At 63.7% G+C, this 18753-nt stretch carries 17 protein-coding genes; 2 read left to right on the forward strand and 15 right to left on the reverse strand.

Features of this window, described 5'->3' with window-relative positions; translation table 11 throughout:
* The first annotated feature begins 59 nt into the window (after window positions 1-59).
* A complete protein-coding gene (waaA, locus tag ACOJB8_RS35745; protein ID WP_475016886.1) occupies window positions 60-1367 on the forward strand; it encodes a lipid IV(A) 3-deoxy-D-manno-octulosonic acid transferase in 1308 nt (435 codons plus the stop codon).
* Window positions 1368-1515: 148 nt separating this feature from the next.
* Here waaA and ACOJB8_RS35750 read toward each other — a convergent pair whose 3' ends face one another.
* Both ACOJB8_RS35750 and ACOJB8_RS35755 read right to left on the reverse strand, forming a co-directional pair.
* A complete protein-coding gene (locus ACOJB8_RS35750; protein ID WP_475016888.1) occupies window positions 1516-2628 on the reverse strand; it encodes a glycosyltransferase family 9 protein in 1113 nt (370 codons plus the stop codon).
* Between the two features lie 217 nt (window positions 2629-2845).
* Window positions 2846-3517: a methyltransferase family protein gene (locus ACOJB8_RS35755; protein WP_475016890.1), complete on the reverse strand. Its 672-nt coding sequence runs from the start codon at window positions 3515-3517 to the stop codon at window positions 2846-2848.
* A gap of 987 nt (window positions 3518-4504) precedes the next feature.
* Here ACOJB8_RS35755 and ACOJB8_RS35760 point away from each other — a divergent pair.
* Window positions 4505-6508 (forward strand): acyltransferase family protein, encoded by a 2004-nt coding sequence (locus ACOJB8_RS35760; protein ID WP_475016892.1) that lies wholly within the window; start codon window positions 4505-4507, stop codon window positions 6506-6508.
* A gap of 27 nt (window positions 6509-6535) precedes the next feature.
* Here the strand turns inward: ACOJB8_RS35760 and ureG are convergent, their stop codons facing one another.
* From ureG to ACOJB8_RS35825, 13 genes are all read right to left on the reverse strand, one after another.
* Complete coding sequence (gene ureG / locus ACOJB8_RS35765; RefSeq protein ID WP_368683964.1) at window positions 6536-7186, reverse strand: urease accessory protein UreG; 651 nt, start codon at window positions 7184-7186, stop codon at window positions 6536-6538.
* A 16-nt stretch (window positions 7187-7202) separates the two neighbouring features.
* Window positions 7203-7883: an urease accessory protein UreF gene (locus ACOJB8_RS35770; protein WP_475016923.1), complete on the reverse strand. Its 681-nt coding sequence runs from the start codon at window positions 7881-7883 to the stop codon at window positions 7203-7205.
* The gene (gene ureE, locus ACOJB8_RS35775) at window positions 7870-8523 is read right to left on the reverse strand and encodes an urease accessory protein UreE (protein ID WP_475016894.1); all 654 of its coding nucleotides are present in this window, start codon (window positions 8521-8523) and stop codon (window positions 7870-7872) included. The genes ACOJB8_RS35770 and ureE overlap by 14 nt, the downstream gene beginning before the upstream one ends.
* Before the next feature lie 9 nt (window positions 8524-8532).
* Window positions 8533-10239: an urease subunit alpha gene (gene ureC, locus ACOJB8_RS35780; RefSeq protein WP_406952890.1), complete on the reverse strand. Its 1707-nt coding sequence runs from the start codon at window positions 10237-10239 to the stop codon at window positions 8533-8535.
* 41 nt (window positions 10240-10280) lie between these two features.
* Complete coding sequence (locus ACOJB8_RS35785) at window positions 10281-10586, reverse strand: urease subunit beta (RefSeq protein ID WP_406952889.1); 306 nt, start codon at window positions 10584-10586, stop codon at window positions 10281-10283.
* A 17-nt stretch (window positions 10587-10603) separates the two neighbouring features.
* Window positions 10604-10906, reverse strand: a complete 303-nt coding sequence (locus ACOJB8_RS35790) for an urease subunit gamma (RefSeq protein ID WP_069269271.1) — start codon at window positions 10904-10906, stop codon at window positions 10604-10606.
* A 251-nt stretch (window positions 10907-11157) separates the two neighbouring features.
* Complete coding sequence (locus tag ACOJB8_RS35795) at window positions 11158-12063, reverse strand: urease accessory protein UreD (RefSeq protein WP_475016896.1); 906 nt, start codon at window positions 12061-12063, stop codon at window positions 11158-11160.
* A gap of 69 nt (window positions 12064-12132) precedes the next feature.
* A complete protein-coding gene (urtE, locus tag ACOJB8_RS35800; protein WP_406952887.1) occupies window positions 12133-12828 on the reverse strand; it encodes an urea ABC transporter ATP-binding subunit UrtE in 696 nt (231 codons plus the stop codon).
* 22 nt (window positions 12829-12850) lie between these two features.
* Window positions 12851-13732 carry an urea ABC transporter ATP-binding protein UrtD gene (urtD, locus tag ACOJB8_RS35805; protein WP_475016898.1) on the reverse strand — a complete coding sequence of 294 codons (882 nt, stop codon included), beginning with the start codon at window positions 13730-13732 and terminating at the stop codon, window positions 12851-12853.
* Window positions 13729-14922, reverse strand: a complete 1194-nt coding sequence (gene urtC, locus ACOJB8_RS35810) for an urea ABC transporter permease subunit UrtC (RefSeq protein ID WP_475016900.1) — start codon at window positions 14920-14922, stop codon at window positions 13729-13731. Before urtC ends, urtD begins: the two co-directional genes overlap by 4 nt.
* Before the next feature lies 1 nt (window position 14923).
* On the reverse strand, window positions 14924-16564 hold the full coding sequence (urtB, locus tag ACOJB8_RS35815; RefSeq protein ID WP_475016901.1) for an urea ABC transporter permease subunit UrtB: 1641 nt from the start codon (window positions 16562-16564) through the stop codon (window positions 14924-14926).
* Between the two features lie 115 nt (window positions 16565-16679).
* Complete coding sequence (urtA, locus tag ACOJB8_RS35820) at window positions 16680-17984, reverse strand: urea ABC transporter substrate-binding protein (RefSeq protein ID WP_069265483.1); 1305 nt, start codon at window positions 17982-17984, stop codon at window positions 16680-16682.
* Window positions 17985-18407: 423 nt separating this feature from the next.
* Window positions 18408-18731 carry a rhodanese-like domain-containing protein gene (locus ACOJB8_RS35825; protein WP_069265482.1) on the reverse strand — a complete coding sequence of 108 codons (324 nt, stop codon included), beginning with the start codon at window positions 18729-18731 and terminating at the stop codon, window positions 18408-18410.
* Window positions 18732-18753 lie beyond the last annotated feature (22 nt).

Consider the following 18753-nt stretch of genomic DNA (forward strand, 5'->3'; position numbering starts at 1 on the left):
CACGCCTCCTGCCGCGCGGCCGCGGCGTTTCGCATGACCGTGGCCGACGCGGAGGCCCGATGCTGAGAGCGATCTATCGCGCGGCCTGGTGGCTCCTTGCCCCGCTCGCGGTGCTGCGGCTATTCATTCGCTCGCGCCGCGAGCGCGGCTATCGAGAGCATATTGGCGAGCGTTTCGGCTATGCGGCGGGGCGCTTGCCCGAGGACGATGCGGCGCTCATCTGGGTGCATGCCGTCTCCGTGGGCGAAACCCGGGCGGCACAGCCGCTCGTCGACGGGCTTCTGGCGGCGCGGCCTGACGCGCGCATTCTGCTCACGCACATGACGCCGGGTGGCCGCGCCACCGGCGAGCAGCTTTTCGGCAATCGCGTGTTGCGCTGCTACCTGCCGTATGACATGCCGCACGCCGTGCGGCGTTTCCTGCACGCATGGCGGCCGTCGCTCGGCCTCGTGATGGAAACCGAGGTCTGGCCCACGCTCATCGACGAGTGCAAGCGTGCCGACGTGCCGCTCGTGCTCACCAACGCGCGCATGTCGGCGCGCTCGTTCAAGCGCGCGGCGAAGTTCGGCGCGGGCACGCGCGAGGTGTTCGGCGGTTTCACACGTGTGCTCGCGCAAAGCCCCTCCGATGCGGAGCGCCTCACCGCGCTTGGCGCGCGCAACGTGGCGGTGCTTGGCAACCTCAAGTTCGACATGGCGAGTCCGCCGGCGCTGATCGCGCGGGGCCGCGAATGGCGGCGCGCGATCGGCGAGCGGCCGGTGTGGGTGGCGGCGAGCACGCGCGAAGGGGAAGAGGAACTCGTGCTGCAGGCCTTCGCGGCACTCAATGTGCCCGATGCGCTTTTGATCCTCGTGCCGCGCCATCCGCAGCGCTTCGATGAGGTGGCAGCACTCGTGGAGCGCAAGAACTACAAGCTTGAACGGCGCTCGCGCTGGGCGCCGCCCGCGACTGCGGCCGCTGCGGCGCACGCGGGCGTGCGCGTGTTGCCGCAGGACGTGAGTGTGCTGCTCGGCGATTCGATGGGGGAGATGGGCGCTTACTACGCTGCCGCCGATCTCGCGTTTATCGGCGGCAGTCTCCTGCCGCTCGGCGGGCAAAACCTGATCGAAGCGTGCGCCGTGGGCGTGCCGGTATTGATCGGGCCGCACGTGTTCAACTTCACGCAGGCCACCGCCGACGCCACGGCCGCGGGCGCGGCCTTGCAGGTTAAGGATCCCGCCGATCTCGCGCGCGCCTTGCACGAACTCTTCAACGACAAGCCGCGCCGGGTTGCGATGGGCGCGGCTGCGGCCGCATTCGCCTCGCGCCACCGTGGCGCGACGGCGCGCACGGTGGATGTTGTAGAGGCGCTCGTCTCGGATGTATGAATTCGCGCGCGGTAGCGCGTAGTTCGCTCAGTTCCACCGCGCTCGCCGCACCTCAATGGCAGGTTGTGCGTACACCGCTTGCCGACCTGAACGAGCTTTGATTGCGCCAAGCTCGAACAGAGCATGGCAATCGGTCTGCTCGCGCGGTTCACCCAGGCAGAATATCTTTCATGACATTCACCACATCATTTGGCTCAATGCTCGTCACATCACTGGCCCCCGTCAGGGGAGCACATTTAAAAAAATCGTTCTCGACGTAGCGGGTTCTCGGGTCAATGTCATTGCTAAACAAAGCGATGGTCGGCACGCCGGCCGCGTGCGCAATATGCAGAAGCCCGCCGTCCGCCCCTACAAATAGCTTGCTCTGACTTATCAGGGAAAAGCATTCATGGATCTTCAACTTGCCAACCAATGAGGTGAGCTTCAGATTCCTGAATTGCATGCCGATCAGATCGTTTGCTTCCGCGAGTCCATTATCCGATCCGACCAGGACGAACTCGTAACGCGACAACCCCGCATCATCGTCGAGCCGAGCTAGAACCTCTGCCCACTTACCGTAGATACGGGGGGATTCCCTGCCGCCCACCGAAATGGCGACTCTCCCGGCGCAACCCTCCGATGGAAAATCATCGCACTTGGGAGCATCGAGGACGAGTCGGGCACTTTTATACAGGTCCATCTCGGCGATGCCGCATTTCAGGATCTTGTTGAAAGCGTAGTAGCTGAACTGTATGTGATTGAAATTACGCCCTGCATACCATCCGATCAGGCTGGTAAATCTGGATTGGCTCGCGTGCCTGATTTTCTCTTTTATTACGCGAATTCCAAGCTTGTTCAGTATGACGAAATCGTATTCGCTGAAATTGACTTGACGATAATCCGTGTAGATTTTCGATATGTACCGGTCATGCCGAAAGAGCTCGGCCAGTGACGGGTCGAGCACAACATCCAGCTTGTAGGGGGTGCTGCCAATTAACGCGCGCCCGGAAAGGTCCATCAAAGCGTCGCCGATGTTGTTGACGCCGCTGTACGCCAATAAAATCCGGGCGCCATCATGCAAGTCCGCGGCTTCCGTATACAGGCCGAGCTGCCGGTTAAATGAAAGTATCGACCATTTATGCAACTGCTTTTTCAGAAGCGAAATCTTCTTATAAAAAGAGAGATTCTCGACCTCATCCTGAATGATTCCCGGATGAGGAACGCGAAGGCTTCTATCTATAAAACCATGGACCGGTTCGACTTTCCTTTTTTCACTCTGCATGAGCCTGCCCGCAACGTCCTTATCCTTTGACCGAAAGCCTATTATGCCACCGTGTGTCTGATGTACTCGCGCTCCGGCGACGCCTTAGAATCGCTAGCGCAAGTCGCCCACGAAACGTGAACAGATAACTGCAGCAGCGAGGGACGCCTAAGGTAACCGGCGGCGAAGCCGTCCGGGTTGAGCGGAATGTTAGGCCGCCCATCGACAGCATGCGCGACTACCAGAGAAGCGGCGCCAGCCGGTAACGTACCCGGCCTCGATAGTCGCAGTAGCCCGTGAGGTTGGCCGCCAGGTAGACCTCCTCGCGCGTCAGCCGCCACACGATGACCGGGACGATCAAGGCAGCCGGGATAAGCGCCCACCACGAGCCCAGCGCGAGGGGTATTCCGGCGATCATGATCAGCGCGCCGGCGTACATGGGGTGGCGCACGATGGCATAGGGACCGGTGTCGATGACGTGCTGGCCCTCGGCGATCTCGATCGTGCTGGCGGTGAAAGTGTTCTCGCGGAAGGTAAGGAAAACAATCAGGAAGCCGATGGCGATCATAGAGTCGCCAGCGAGCGAAACGGCGGTGGGCACCTGGGACCAGCCGAAGCGTCTGTCGAACCCCGACGCGGCGAAGATGGCCAGAAAGACAAATCCCGCCAGCCCCTGCACGACGTTCTGCATCGGATCCGGCTCCGAGCCAGGTGCCGCCTTCACTCGCCGCTCCAGCAGCGCCCTGTCGCGGAACCAGAGCCAGACGGTGATGGCCCCGGCGCATCCAAAGAACACCGCCAGCATCGCCCACGCGCGCCCATCGTACAGCGTCCCCGCCGAACCGAAGAGCACGCCGGCGATGACCACGAACAGGAAGACGAAGCCCCTAAAAGCGCGCATTAGCAGCATAACCAAAGCCCATAAGTGGCCGAATGCAGCACAAGAGTATAAACGCGGCGCAAATGAAGAACCGGCTGTCTTGAAGGATTTCCGTTTGCTGGCGCATGAGTATGTTGATTTATTCGAGCCGCCGGCCTTCTCTCAATAAATGAGTACCATATCATTGCGCACGTGCGGACGATCCGACTGGCTGCGGTGGCCTTGGCGCATGCGGGTGTGTGGTTGTTCCCTCAGGACGTAAGCGCGACGACTCGCACGGTGGATGTTGTGCAGTCGCCCGTCTGCGATATGTGAATTCGCGCGCGGTAGGGCACGCGAAAGTCGCCCGGCGCGAGCCTCACAATGCCCACCTTGCCCACCGCACAAAGTCGATTCGATATGCTTTTGGCGTATTTCTTGACGCAACAGGTTCGTGACTTGAAACATGCCCGCGGAGAAAAATAAAAAGGATATCTAATTATATTTGCATGAGATTGATAAATGGCAAAGCGAACGTGAGCATCAGAGCAAAGCGTGCGAACCGGGAAAGAAACCTCCACTGGAAATGTGGTGAGACAACAGTCGGCAACATCGATAGACAGGCGGCCTTCGCCACGCAGCCCCATCGCTCGCAAGCTAGACGCGACTGAATTCCCTTCAGGAGAGCCGCGATTCGGCACATGGAACACACCGCAAAAAAAGCCTTCCTCTTCACACTGAAGCGCGTTGTTTGTTATTTGAAAGTCCGCGGTTTGAAAGGAGCCAGCGCGGCTATGTGAAGGGCAATATATAGACGCATGAAGGGTGGCATACAGACGCATGAAAGGGTTGGGTCATCGCACCCCTTCACGCGCAGCGATGCGTACGTATGCGCACATACGCTCAAGCCGGAGCGCGGGTGTACTGGGTTCACGTGGTTGGCTCGCGTTCGGGCCACGTCTGCGTAAGGAACGCATTGCTGATTATCGGTGTTGCTCCCGTGCGCTTCACCGATATGCAGTCATCGAAGGCTCGTTCATGTCACCGACGATTACCCCGCAAGTGCTGCCGGTTCCGTCAGCGACGGAAATCCTCGATAGTCCGTCGGGTCGGGCCGCAACCCATAGCGTAGCGACGCATGAATATCGTCCGCACGTCGACGGCCTGCGCGCGATCGCGGTTATGGCAGTGATTCTGTTTCATGCGTTTCCGAGCCGGATGGCAGGCGGATTTATCGGAGTCGATGTATTTTTCGTCATCTCCGGATACCTCATTACCACCATCATTCTCACCAATCTCGAGCACGACAAATTCAGCATTGCTGATTTTTACGCCAAGCGCATCCGACGCATCTTCCCCGCGCTTCTTCTTGTATTGTTCTTTTGCGCGGTTGCCGGTTGGCTCGTGCTGCTGCGAGACGAGTACCCGCAACTCGGGAAGCACATCGTCGGCGGGACATCCTTCGTCCAGAATTTTGTCTTGTGGAGCGAGAGCGGTTACTTCGATAGCGGTCACGAGGCCAAACCGCTGTTGCATCTCTGGAGCCTTGCGGTTGAAGAGCAATACTACATATTCTGGCCCCTGCTATTGAGCTATGCGTGGACGCATCGCTGGCGATTCACGGTCGTCAATGGGGCGATCCTGGCGGCGTCCTTTGGCATTAGCGTATGGCTCGCCTGGCGGGACCCCGTTGCTGCCTTCTACTCGCCCCTTTCCCGCTTCTGGGAACTCATGGCTGGCGGCTCGCTTGCCTATATCGCTTTGCGTCGTCCGGACCTGGTCGGCCGATACGCCAATCTGCTCTGTGCAATGGGAGTGGGCCTCTTGCTGTCTGGATTCTTGCTGATCAATCATGAGCGGCCATTTCCAGGACTTTGGGCATTGTTGCCGACGATGGGGACATTCCTCGTCATCGCAGCGGGTTCAGGCGCGTGGATCAATCGCACTATTCTCTCGAGTCGCCCCTTCGTGACTTGCGGGCTGATTAGCTACCCGCTTTATCTCTGGCATTGGCCGTTGTTGTCTTTCGCACATCTGGTCTGGCCGGACAATGGTCACCCCACGAAGATTGCCGTGGTATTGCTATCAGTCTTACTCGCGTGGCTCACGCACCGCTTTGTCGAGCGGAAGATTCGCTGGCATCGCTCTGCGAATCGAACGGCGCTTCTGCTGGTTCTCGGCCTGGTGCTGATGATGGTTAGCGGCGTGGCGATCAAGGATGCGCTCATCGGTCCCCGCTTCGAAGCCGTCAACCTGGCAACGCGGACCGGCTGGCACTTCCTCGCGCTAAGAAGTGCAGATGGGCAGGCTCGGGACGGCATCTATCCCTTGCACGAAGACCGCAAGACGGCGACGCTTTTTCTCGGGGATTCGCATGTCGCCCAGTATGCCGAACGCGTCTACGCGGATGAGGAGGCCAACCCTTCAAAAAACGGCGCCATCTTTGCTGTCGCCGCGGCTTGTCCTCCCATTCCACACGTTTTCGATCATGATTTGCCGGTCGATTCGGAGTGTGGCTCGGTCCGGCGCGAGGCGCTGGCGCAGGCCGCGAATCGCCGAATAACGACGGTTGTGATCGGCGGCTACTGGAGTTACTACTTCAACGCCCCGGGCTACTACCTGGTCAGCGGCCAAAAGGAGCTGAGTCTGGCTACGCCACGAGGAAGAGCGGCGGCATTCGCCGAGCTTGATCAGGAAGTCAGGGAGCTGCAGGCGCAGAACAAAAAGGTCTATGTGCTGCTCGACAATCCGATAGGCGACCCGTTTGACCCACACGTATTTTTATCGAGACTCGGCCGCTTCGACCCACGCGAGGCTGAGCAACGCGTGAAAATCGATGGCCTGCAACAGAGCGTTCGCAAGGAACTGATCGCGCTTGCCCAGCGCGATCATGCCTCGATCATTGACCCCGACGCGCGCCTGTGTGTGGATGAAGCGTGCATCCGCGTGACGGGAAAGTGGTCGGCCCTCTATGAGGACAGGTCGCACCTGAACCCGGACTGGATCGTGAAAAACGCCGACTACATCGATCCGTCGATCTGAGAGACGGGTGACGTCACGTCGATGTGTTCAAGCGCTTTCTGTGACGAGCAGACCTCGTTTTTCAATGAACGCGATCACCTCACCGAGTCCCTCGAGCGCCTTCAAATTGCACATCACGAAGGGCCGTTCGCCGCGCATCTTTTTCGCGTCGGAGGCCATGATGTCGAGGTTCGCGCCCACGAGCGGCGCGAGGTCGGTCTTGTTGATGACGAGCAGATCCGACTTCGTGATGCCCGGGCCGCCCTTGCGCGGAATCTTTTCGCCGCCCGCCACGTCGATCACATAGATCGTGAGGTCCGAAAGCTCGGGGCTGAAGGTGGCCGCGAGATTGTCGCCGCCCGATTCGATGAAGACGATGTCCGCATCGGGAAAGCGCGTGAGCATCTGGTCGACGGCTTCGAGGTTGATCGACGCGTCTTCGCGGATCGCGGTGTGCGGGCAGCCGCCCGTTTCCACGCCCATGATGCGCTCGGCGGGCAGGGCGCCCGCGACGGTCAGGAGGCGCTGGTCTTCCTTCGTGTAGATGTCGTTGGTGATGGCGACGAGGTCGTAGCGCTCGCGCATCGCCTTGCAGAGCATTTCGAGCAAGGTCGTCTTGCCGGAGCCGACCGGTCCGCCCACGCCGACGCGCAGCGGCGGCAGCTTCTTGGTTCGTTTGCTGGGTGCGTGCGAATTCATGGTTCGTGTGTGTGTTTCAGGAGCGGAAAAGCCGCGAATACTGCGATTCGTGGCGTGCAGAAAGTACGCCAAGCTGTGGCGCAAAGGTATTGAGCGCTTCGGGGGGCGTCGCGAGCGCTCGCGCCACGGCTTTTTCGATGGGGGGCCGCAGCGCGACGATGATGCGCTGCCCGGCGAGCTGGCCGAGCGGCACCGCCTTGAGTGCGGCGGCGGTCTGGTTCTCGATCCAGCTGAACGCGTAGGCGGCGAGCGCGGCGTCTGGCGCGGCCGCGTGGGCCCACGCGGCGAATGCGAAGGCCGTGGGCTGCGCAACGGGCGTCATGCGCTCGAGCGTCGCGCGCCGGTCGGCGTCGCCCCATTCGAGCTGCGCGCAGAGCTGGCGCAGCGACCAGCCCATTTGCGCGGTCTCGCGCCGCAATTCCGCCGATTCGCGGCTCGCGACGAATTCCTCGTTCGCAACGGTCAACGCGTGCTCGTCGTGCATGCGCCAGCGTTCCATCTGATGCGCCACAAAAGGTAGCTCGCCGCAGGCGAGCACGTTCGCGAGGCCAGCGGCTATCCAGCGCGCGGCGTCGTCGGCGTTCGTGACGAGCTGCGCATCGATTGCCGCTTCGAGTCCCTGCGAGTAGCTGAACGCGCCGATGGGCAGCGCCGGCGAGGCGAGATGCAGGAGGGCGGTGAGCTCAGCGATGTTCATGGCTGTGGTCGTGCGCGTGGCCGTCGCAGTGACCGTGATCGTGTCCGCAATCGTGGTCATGCGCGTGATCGTCGCCATGAGCGTGATTGTGCGAATGACCGTGTGTATGGTCGTGCGAGTGCGCATGCCCATGGTGCTCGTCGTACACACGCTGCGCGAGCGCGTAGTCGTCGGCGAAGGTTTCGTCGTGGTCGTGGCGGTGGCCGCCGCCGTATGCGCCCGATTCCGGCTGGAACGGTAGCTCCACGCGCTGCACCTGCGCGCCCAGGCGCTTGAGCATGTCTTCGAGCACGGGGTCCGCTTCGAGCTTGAGTTCGTCCGCCCCCACTTCCACCGGCGTATGGCGATTGCCCAGGTGATACGCGGCGCGCGTGAGCGTGAGGCGGTCGGGCGCGCGTACACGCAACACGCTCTCGGCCGCCGCGATCACGCGCACGAGGCCGCCGTCGTCGGCCACGAGCAGGTCGCCGTCGCGCAGCACCGTGCCGCGAGGCAGCACCACGCCGACTTCCTCGCCCGTGTCGAGCGTGGCCGCCAGGCGGCTCTTGCAACGCGCGTCGTAGGGCAGCGTGAGCGTGGGCGCCCGCTTCACAAGAACGGGCGCGAGCTTCGCATTGAGTCGTTTGTCGATGGTGCGCATGGCTAAACTTTAGAACAGGAAGTAACGCTGTGCCATCGGCAGCACCGTGGCGGGCTCGCAGGTGAGCAACTGGCCGTCGGCGACGACCTGGTACGTTTCCGGATCGACGCTGATCGTCGGCTGCCAGGCATTGTGAATCATGTCGGCCTTCGTCACGCTGCGGCAGTTGCGGACCGCCACCACGCGCTTTTGCAGGCCGTAGCGCTCGGGCATGCGCTTGTCGAGCGAGAGCTGCGAGACGAAGGTGAGCGACGTTTGTGCAAGCGCCCGCCCGCGCGTGGCGAACATCTCGCGGTAATGCACGGGCTGGGGCGTCGGAATCGAGGCGTTCGGGTCGCCCATCTGTGCGAGCGCGATCATGCCGCCCTTGAGAATCAGCGAAGGCTTGATGCCGAAGAACGCCGGTTCCCAGAACACGAGGTCGGCCCATTTGCCCGGTTCGAGCGATCCCACTTCGTGCGCGATGCCATGCGTGAGCGCGGGATTGATCGTGTATTTCGCCACATAGCGCTTCACGCGGAAGTTGTCGTGGCGCGCGCTGTCTCCGGGCAGGGCGCCGCGCTGCACCTTCATCTTGTGCGCGGTTTGCCACGTGCGGATGATCACTTCGCCCACGCGGCCCATCGCCTGGGAATCCGAAGAAAGCATCGACAGTGCGCCGAGATCGTGGAGGATGTCCTCGGCGGCGATGGTCTCGCGGCGGATGCGCGACTCGGCAAACGCAATATCCTCGGCAATCGACGGGTCGAGGTGATGGCACACCATCAGCATGTCGAGATGCTCGTCGAGCGTGTTGATCGTGTACGGGCGCGTGGGGTTCGTCGAGGAGGGCAGCACGTTTGCTTCGCCGCACACCTTGATGATGTCGGGCGCGTGGCCGCCGCCCGCGCCTTCGGTGTGGTATGTGTGGATCGTGCGACCCTTGAATGCGGCTACCGTCGCTTCCACGAAGCCCGACTCGTTGAGCGTGTCGGTGTGAATGGCCACCTGCGTGTCCGTGGCGTCCGCCACGCTCAGGCAGTTGTCGATGGCGGCGGGCGTCGAGCCCCAGTCCTCGTGCAGCTTCAGGCCGATCGCGCCCGCGGCGATCTGTTCTTCAGCGGGTTTCGGCAGGCTCACATTGCCCTTGCCGAGAAAGCCGAGATTGATCGGCCAGCCGTCCGCGGCCTGGAGCATGCGCTCCATATGCCACGGGCCCGGCGTGCAGGTGGTGGCGTTGGTGCCCGTGGCCGGGCCGGTGCCGCCGCCCAGCATCGTCGTCACGCCCGAGGCGAGCGCTTCGTCGATCTGCTGCGGGCTGATGAAGTGGATATGCGTGTCGATGCCGCCCGCCGTGACGATCTGGCCTTCGCCCGCGATCACTTCGGTCGCGGCGCCGATGGGAATCGTCACGCCCGGCTGCACGTCGGGGTTGCCCGCCTTGCCGATCTTCCAGATGCGGCCGTCCTTGATGCCGATGTCGGCCTTCACGATGCCCCAGTGATCGACGATCACGGCGTTCGTGACCACAGTGTCCGCGACTTGCGCGTGCACCCGCTGCGACTGTCCCATGCCGTCGCGGATCACCTTGCCGCCGCCGAACTTCACTTCGTCGCCGTAGACGGTGTAGTCGCGCTCGATCTCGATGATGAGTTCGGTATCGGCAAGACGCACGCGGTCGCCGGTGGTGGGGCCGAACATCTCCGCATACGCGCGGCGGCCGATCTTCAATGTCATGTCGGATTCCTGATGAATTCGCCTGAATTCGCCGGCCGCGCTCAGAGCGGGCCCATTACCTGGCCGTTGAAGCCGTACACGGCGCGCTCGCCCGCGAGCGCCACGAGTTCCACGGTGCGCTCCTGTCCTGGCTCGAAGCGCACGGCCGTGCCCGCCGCAATGTTCAGGCGAAAGCCGCGCGCGGCTTCACGGTCGAACGAGAGTGCGGCGTTGACCTCGTAGAAGTGGAAGTGCGAGCCGATCTGCACGGGGCGGTCGCCCGTGTTGGCCACCTTCACGGTGACGGTTTCGCGGCCCGCGTTGAGTTCGATTTCGCCGTCGTCGATCAGCATTTCGCCGGGGATCATGGCTGGCTCCTCCCGGCTCAGGGGATCGGATGGTGGACGGTGACGAGCTTGGTGCCGTCGGGGAAGGTCGCTTCGACCTGGATGTCGGGGATCATCTCGGGCACGCCCTCCATCACGTCCTCGCGTGTGAGGAGCGTCGTGCCGTAATGCATGACCTCGGCGACGGTCTTGCCGTCGCGGGCCGCTTCCATGAGCGCGGCGCTGATAAAGGCGACGGCCTCCGGATAGTTGAGCTTGAGGCCGCGCTCGCGGCGCCTTTCGGCGAGCAGCGCAGCGGTGAAGATCAGGAGCTTGTCTTTCTCGCGTGGCGTGAGCTTCATCGCGTCATCGTATTGGGTCGGTTGGGGCAAGTCTGTCGACCCAGCTTACGGGAGCGAGGTTACGCGCAGCTTGCGGCCTCGCGCGCGGCGCGCACGAATCGATGCAAGCTCACAGCAAGGTATGTGCCAATGAAGGGGACAGCGTGAATGCACCGATTTCGATGCGTTCTTGCACCGCGTTGGCGTTGCTGCGCTGCGTTATCGTGCGTACAGGCGCCGATGCGCACCACAGCGGTGCGTATGACGTGCGCTCAGGTCGTCCACAAGCGCAGCGGCGCGGCCTTCACACCATGCACGAACGGCCGCAGCGCCGTCCAGCACTGCGTGAGCGTGTTCTGCAGCGGTTCCATCGAACGCCCGAGCACGCGCACGAGCACTACGCCCGGCGCGATGCAGGTCGCGCCCGAGCGCAGCGTCTCGTCGAAAGGCAGGATGGCGGCGAGGTCTTGCGCGAGCGCCTCGTTGCACGCGGGGCCGATCGCCCACAGCACGCCAAAAGCGGGGTAGCCAGCGAGCCCTTGCGGCGCGTCGCGCAGCGGGTCGTTGGCGTCGATGAGGGCGCGTTCGAGCCAGAGCAGCTGATCGTCGCCTTTGCCTTCCGGTGCAGTGCGCGTTACGCGCGTGAGCGCTCGCACCATGCCCGCCGACCAGCGCTCGCCCGCGGCCTGACGGCCCAGTTGCGTGGCGTCCCAGCCGATGGCCGTGGCTCCCTCGCCGAGCGTGAGCGCGAATTCGAGTTCGGCGTGGGCGTGATCGAACACGAGGTTGTTCTGCGGAAGCCAGTCGAGCTTAGCGCCCGCGCCCACGCGCACGTTGATGCGCTGGCGCGCCACGCGGCCGTTCGACTTGTACCACTTGGTGGCGCCAGGCGTCGTGAGCACGGCGTGAGCCCCTTCGCCCACGTTCACGTCGATGTCGAGCCGGTCGCCGCCCGCGATGCCTGCCGGCGGATGCACGATCACCGCGTGACAGATCGCATCGCCTTCGGGGTAGAGCGGGCGTTGCACGCGCAACGGCCCCGCGTGCAAGCGATGCGTCAGTGCGGTACGTTCGCCCTGGCGCTCGAAGCCGAGCTCGAGTTTCGCGGCCCATTCCTGGTGTGCAGTGCTGCGAAACGTGGTGTTGGCGAGTGCAGCGTGATCGACGTGGAGCGACATGCGTGGCGAGGGGAAAAAAGCGGGGAATGGCGTGGAGAATAGCACGCGCCATCCACGCCGAATCGACGTTTAAACCGCGATCAAGTCCCGCACCCCATCCGCATCCATGCTCGCGCCGGCGCCCCCCGCCACGATTTCGCCCCGGCTCATCACCCAGTAGCGGTCCGCGATGGCCTTCGCGAAGTCGTAGTACTGCTCGACCAGCAGCACCGTCATGTGCATCTCTTCGACGAGGCGCCGCAACGTGCGGCCGATGTCCTGAATGATCGAAGGCTGGATGCCTTCGGTAGGCTCGTCGAGAATGAGCAACTGCGGATCGCTCATCAGCGCGCGGCCGATGGCGAGCTGCTGCTGCTGGCCGCCCGAGAGGTCGCCGCCGCGCCGCGCCTTCATGTCCTTGAGCACGGGAAAGAGTTCGTAGATATGCGCGGGCACGCTCGACGGCATGCGCTTCTTGCTCGCCGCGCCCACCAGCAGATTCTCTTCGACGCTCAGGCGCGGAAAGATATCGCGCCCTTGCGGCACGTAAGCGAGGCCCTGCGCCACCCGCGCATGCGTGGGCAGCTTCGTGAGCGCTTCGCCGCGCCACGCGATCGAACCGTTCTTCGTCGGCACGACGCCCATGAGGCAGCGCAGCAGTGTCGTCTTGCCCACGCCGTTGCGGCCGAGCAGCACGGTGAGTTCACCCTCGGGCACCGTCATCGAGACGTTGCGCAGGATGTGGCTGCCGCCATAGTACTGATTCAGCGATTCGATGGTTAGCATGACTGATCTATTCAAAACGGCCCTAGCGGCCCAGATACGATTCGATGACCGCTTCGTCGCGCTTTACGTCGTCGAGCGTGCCGTGCGCGAGCACGCTGCCTTCGGCCATCACCGTGACGCGCCCGATTTCCCCCGCGAGCGCCGCGACGAACTCCATGTCGTGCTCGACCACCATCATCGAGCAGCTGCCGCGCAGGCGGTTGAGGAGCGTCGCGAGTTCCATGGTTTCGTCGTCGGTCATGCCGGCGGCGGGCTCGTCGAGTAGCAACAGCTGTGGCTTTTGCATGAGCAGCATGCCGATTTCGAGCCGCTGCTTCTGGCCGTGCGAGAGCTCGCCCGCGAGGCGTCGGGCGTCGCTCTCCAGCCGAATCACTTCGAGCGTTTCCTCGATCTTCGCCTGCGCTTCGCGGCCAAGGCGCGCGCGCAGCGTGGCGAACCAGCCCTTGTCGGCCTTCATCGCGAGTTCGAGGTTCTCCCAGACGGGATGCTGCTCGAACACCGTGGGCTTCTGGAACTTGCGGCCAATGCCCGCGCGCGCGATCGCCGGCTCGTTCATGCGCGTGAGGTCGAGCGTTTGCCCGAGGAACACCTTGCCGGAATCGGGCGCGGTCTTGCCGGTGATGACATCCATCATCGTGGTCTTGCCCGCGCCGTTCGGGCCGATCACGCAGCGCAGCTCGCCCGCGTCGATCACGAGCGAAAGCTTGTTGAGCGCGCGAAAGCCGTCGAAGCTCACGGTCACGTCTTCGAGATACAGGATCGTGCCGTGCGAGATGTCGATCGCGCCGGGTTCGACCACGTGCCCCAGTTCCGCCACGCCGGAGAGGGCGAGTTCGTCGTACTTGAGGGCGTCGTCGAAGGGGTTGTGGTTGAGCGGGTCGCTGATCACGCTATGTCCGTTCATGGGCGTTCGCTCCGCGTGGTGATCCGGTTCCGGATGAGTTCGATGAGTCCCATGATGCCGTTGGGCAGCAACAGCGGCACGAGCACGAACATCAGGCCGAGGAAGAACAGCCAGTACTCGGCGAAATGCGCGGTGAAAAAGCTCTTCGCGCCGTTCACGGCGAACGCGCCGATGATCGGCCCGATGAGCGTGCCGCGTCCGCCCACGGCCACCCAGATCGCCATTTCGATCGAGTTGCCAGGCGACATCTCGCTCGGGTTGATGATGCCGACCTGCGGCACGTAGAGCGCGCCCGCAATGCCGCACAGGACGGCCGAGACGGTCCACACGAAGAGCTTGTAGCCCAGCGGGCTGTAGCCGAGAAACATGAGGCGCGTTTCGCCGTCGCGCACGGCGGTCACGACACGCCCGAGCTTCGAGGTGACGACGGCGCGCGCGCCGAGAAACGCGAGCACGAGCACGGCGAAGGACAGCAGGAACAGCACGGTGCGCGTACCCGGATGCGTGATCGGCATGCCCGCGATGCGCTTGAAGTCCGTGAAGCCGTTGTTGCCGCCGAAGCCGGTTTCGTTGCGGTAGAAGAGCAGCATCGCGGCGAACGTCATGGCCTGCGTGATGATCGAGAGGTACACGCCTTTCACGCGCGAGCGGAACGTGAAGAAGCCGAACACCCAGGCGACCACGGCCGGCACGAGCACGACGAGCAGGAGCGCATACCAGAGATGCTCTGTGCCTTGCCAGTACCACGGCAGCGCATGCCAGTCGAGAAACACCATGAAGTCGGGCAGGTCGCTGCCGTACTTGCCGTCGTGACCGATCTCGCGCATGAGGTACATGCCGATGGCGTAGCCGCCCAGCGCGAAGAAGAGGCCGTGCCCGAGGCTCAGAATGCCGCAGTAACCCCACACGAGATCGAGCGCAAGTGCAGCGATCGCATAGCACATGAGCTTGCCGACGAGCGTCATCGCATACGCGGAAAGATGCAGCGCGCTCGATTGCGGCAGCACCAGCGCGCAAAGCGGGACGCCCACGCCGATCACGAGGATCAGCACGATGAGCGCGAGCCAGGCGCGCGGCGAGAGCAGGGCCGGCCGCGCGGGCAAGCCGAGAGCGAACGTTTCGGCGCCGTCGGCTGAAGTTCGCGAGGCGCCCAGCGTGTGACGCGCGGAAGAGGAAGTGACGCTCGTCATGTCATGCCTCCGCGCTGCGGCCCTTGAGGGCGAACAGCCCCTGCGGACGCTTCTGGATGAAGAGCACGATCAGCACGAGCACGGCGATCTTCGCGAGCACGGCGCCCCAGAACGGCTCGATGGCCTTGGAGACGAGCCCGAGACCGAAGCCGCCGATGACGGTGCCCGCAATCTGCCCGACGCCGCCGAGCACCACGGCCATGAACGAATCGATGATGTAGCTCTGGCCGAGATCGGGACCGACGTTGCCGATCTGCGAGAGCGCGCAGCCGCCAAGGCCCGCCACGCCCGCGCCGAACGCGAAAGCCCACGCATCCACGCGCGCGGTGCGCACGCCCACGCAGGCCGCCATGCGGCGGTTTTGCGTGACGGCGCGCACGAACAGGCCAAGACGCGTCTTCGTGAGCACGGTCCACGCAATGCCCACCACGATCAGCGAGAACGCGAGGATCGCGAGGCGGTTGTAGGGCAGGATGAGGTTGGGCATGACGGTCACGCCGCCGCTCATCCACGAGGGGTTTTCGACCTGCACGTTCTGCGCGCCGAAGATCATGCGCGTGGCCTGAATGAGGATGAGGCTGATGCCGAACGTCGTGAGCAGCGTCTCGAGCGGGCGGCCGTAGAGATGGCGGATCACGAGCCGCTCGATCACCGCGCCTACGAGCGCTGCGGCAACGAACGAAGCGGGAATCGCGAAGAGCGGATACCAGTCGAACGCGCCCGGCGCATAGCGCTGCACGAGCGTTTGGACGACGTAGGTTGCGTACGCGCCGATCATCAGGAACTCGCCGTGCGCCATGTTGATGACGCCGATGAGTCCATAGGTGATGGCGAGGCCGAGCGCCGCGAGCAGCAGCACGCTGCCGAGCGAGAGGCCCGCGAACAGCGTGCCGGCGATCTCGCTGCGGCGCTGGATGGCGTCGAGCGCATCGATGCCCTGTTGCGCTGCTGATCGCACATCGGCATCGGGCTCGCTGTACGCGCCGCTCGCGTTCTTCGCGACGAGCGGGCGCAGCAGTTCGTACATGTCGACGTCGCGGCGCGCGGCGACGAGCTTCGCCGCTTCGAGACGCGTGGCCGCATTCGGATCGTGCAGCGCGGTCATCGCCCAGAGCGTGTCGAGACGGCGCTTGAGTGCCGGGTCGGTTTCCTTCGCGCGCGCGGCGTCGATCATCGGCTTCATGGCCGGATCGGGGTTCTTCAGCAGCCCGGCGATGGCGGCGCGCCGCGTTTCCAGATCGGGCGAGGCGAGTTGCAGGCCCGAGACCGCGCCCGAGACCTTCGAGCGCAAGAGGTTGTTCAGCGTGATGGGCTGCGCGCTCGAAGCGATGTTCGCGGCGACAGGTTGCCCAGTGGCTGCGTCGCGTGCATTGTCGCCATCTTGCACGAGCACTTCGCCCGAATCGGTCGCGGTGACGTTGTCCTCGGCGAGCGCTTTCAGGAGCGCAAGCGAAGCGGCGTCGTGCGTGGCGATGAGCTTGTCGATGGCCGCGGATTTCGCGTCGAAGTCGTCGCCGCCGAGCGGCGCGACGTCGGCCGCATCGAGCGCGTGCGCGCAAGTGCATAGCGCCGTGAAGAGCGCAGCGGCGGCGAGCGCGTGGCGCAGGCCCGCTTGCGCGTACCTCGGGAGTGAGAGAGCCATGGTGCTTTCTTTTTTGGTGCGGACCACAGCGCAACAGCCTGAAGTTACGCCGCGGCCCGTAGACAGAGCACGCGAGCGCGCGCCACGTTGCGGCGCGGCGCTCGCGAAGACAACGTCAGGCCACGCGCGAGCGGCGCAGGAAGGCGGGCAGCGCGTTCGAGGTGACCACATCCGGCTTGCCTTCGTTGCCGGCGATGAACGGGCTCCACGGCTGCGCGCGCACGGCGGTCTTCGTCTTCCAGACGACGTTGAACTGGCCGTCACCGCGAATCTCGCCGATCATCACCGGCTTGTGCAGGTGGTGGTTGCCGTCCATCGTGAGCGTGAAGCCCGAGGGCGCCGCCACGGTCTGGCCGATCATGGCCACGCGCACCTTGTCGACGTCTGTGCTCTTCGCCTTTTCCACGGCCTGCTTCCACATGTGGATGCCGACGAAGGTCGCTTCCATCGGGTCGTTGGTCACGCGTTTGCTGCCGCCGGGCAGGTTGTTCGCCTGCACCCAGGCTTCGAACTGCTCCTTGAACTTCGTGTTGTTCGGGCCTTTCACCGACATGAAGTAATTCCACGCCGCGAGGTGTCCCACGAGCGGCTTCGTGTCGATGCCGCGCAACTCTTCCTCGCCCACGGAGAACGCGACTACGGGCACGTCGGTCGCCTTGATGCCCTGGTTGCCGAGTTCCTTGTAGAACGGCACGTTCGAGTCGCCGTTGATGGTCGACACGACAGTAGTCTTGCCGCCTTGCGAGAACGTCTTGATGTTCGCGACGATGGTCTGATAGTCGCTATGACCGAACGGCGTGTAGACCTCCTGAATATCGCTGTCTTTCACGCCCTTCGAGTGCAGGAAGGCGCGCAGGATCTTGTTGGTCGTGCGCGGATACACATAATCGGTGCCGAGCAGGAAAAAGCGCTTCGCGCCGCCGCCTTCGGCGCTCATCAGGTATTCCACCGCGGGAATCGCCTGCTGGTTGGGCGCCGCGCCCGTATAGAACACATTGCGCGACATTTCTTCCCCTTCGTACTGCACGGGGTAGTAGAGCAGGCCGTTGAGCTCCTCGAACACGGGCAGCACCGACTTGCGCGACACCGAGGTCCAGCAGCCGAACACGCAGGCCACCTTGTCCTGCGTGAGGAGCTGGCGCGCTTTCTCGGCGAAGAGCGGCCAGTTCGAGGCCGGATCGACGACCACGGGCTGGATCTGACGCCCCATCACACCGCCGTTCTTGTTGATGTCGGCAATCGTCATCAACGCGGTGTCTTTCAGTGAGGTCTCCGAAATGGCCATCGTGCCCGAGAGCGAGTGCAGGATGCCGACCTTGATCGGCCCGCTGCCGGTGTCCGCGTGCGCGAACGGCATGCGCCCCGCGGCCGCGAGTGCGCCCGACATCGTCCCGAGTTTCAACAGACTGCGACGTTTCATTTTTGTGCCTCTTGTCCGTGAGTGAGTCGTGGGCCGTGGCGCGGGGTCGTTTTGTCGTCTTGCGCGCCGCCCGGTGTGTGTGGCCTGTCTTGCGCATACCCTTCTGCAAGCGTTGTGCCAGCGTGAAGGTCAAGCGCCAGGCTTGCCCCATAAGGCGCGCGGCGATGCGGGGCGCATCGGCGGTGACGCAACGGGCGGGCGATTGTGGTGCAGCGAGATGCATGTTCGGGCGCGCTGCATCGTCTCAGTGCGCGTGTGCATGAAGCCGGACGAATGGCGCGGCGGGGCACGCTGCATCGTTGTGCATGAGGGGCGTGCCGGTGGCTGCACGCAGTGGACCGGAGCGAATGGTCCAGAAATGACAAGGGGCGCGGCCTGAGCCGCGCCCCTTGCGCGCCGGTGTTTAAGCTGGCGTGCGCCTGCTTAGTACGTCGGCACCTTGGGGTCGACCTGGCGCGACCAGGCGTCGATGCCGCCTTGCAGGTTGAACACCTTCGTGTAGCCGCGCGACTCGAGGAACATCGCCACCTGGGCGCTGCGCGCGCCGTGGTGGCAAATGCAGACGATCTGCGCCTCGTCGTCCAGTTCCTCGCTTCGCGCAGGGACCTCGCGCATGGGGATCGACAGGCTGCCGGCGATCTTTGCCGTTTCGATTTCCCACGGCTCGCGCACGTCGAGCAGTACGGGAGTCTCGCGCGAGGTGTCGGCAAGCCATTCGGCGAGGGCGGGGGCGGTCAGATTCTGCATGGAACACTCAATCGGGTAAGTA

It is taken from the genome of Paraburkholderia sp. BR10141, from assembly GCF_056155635.1.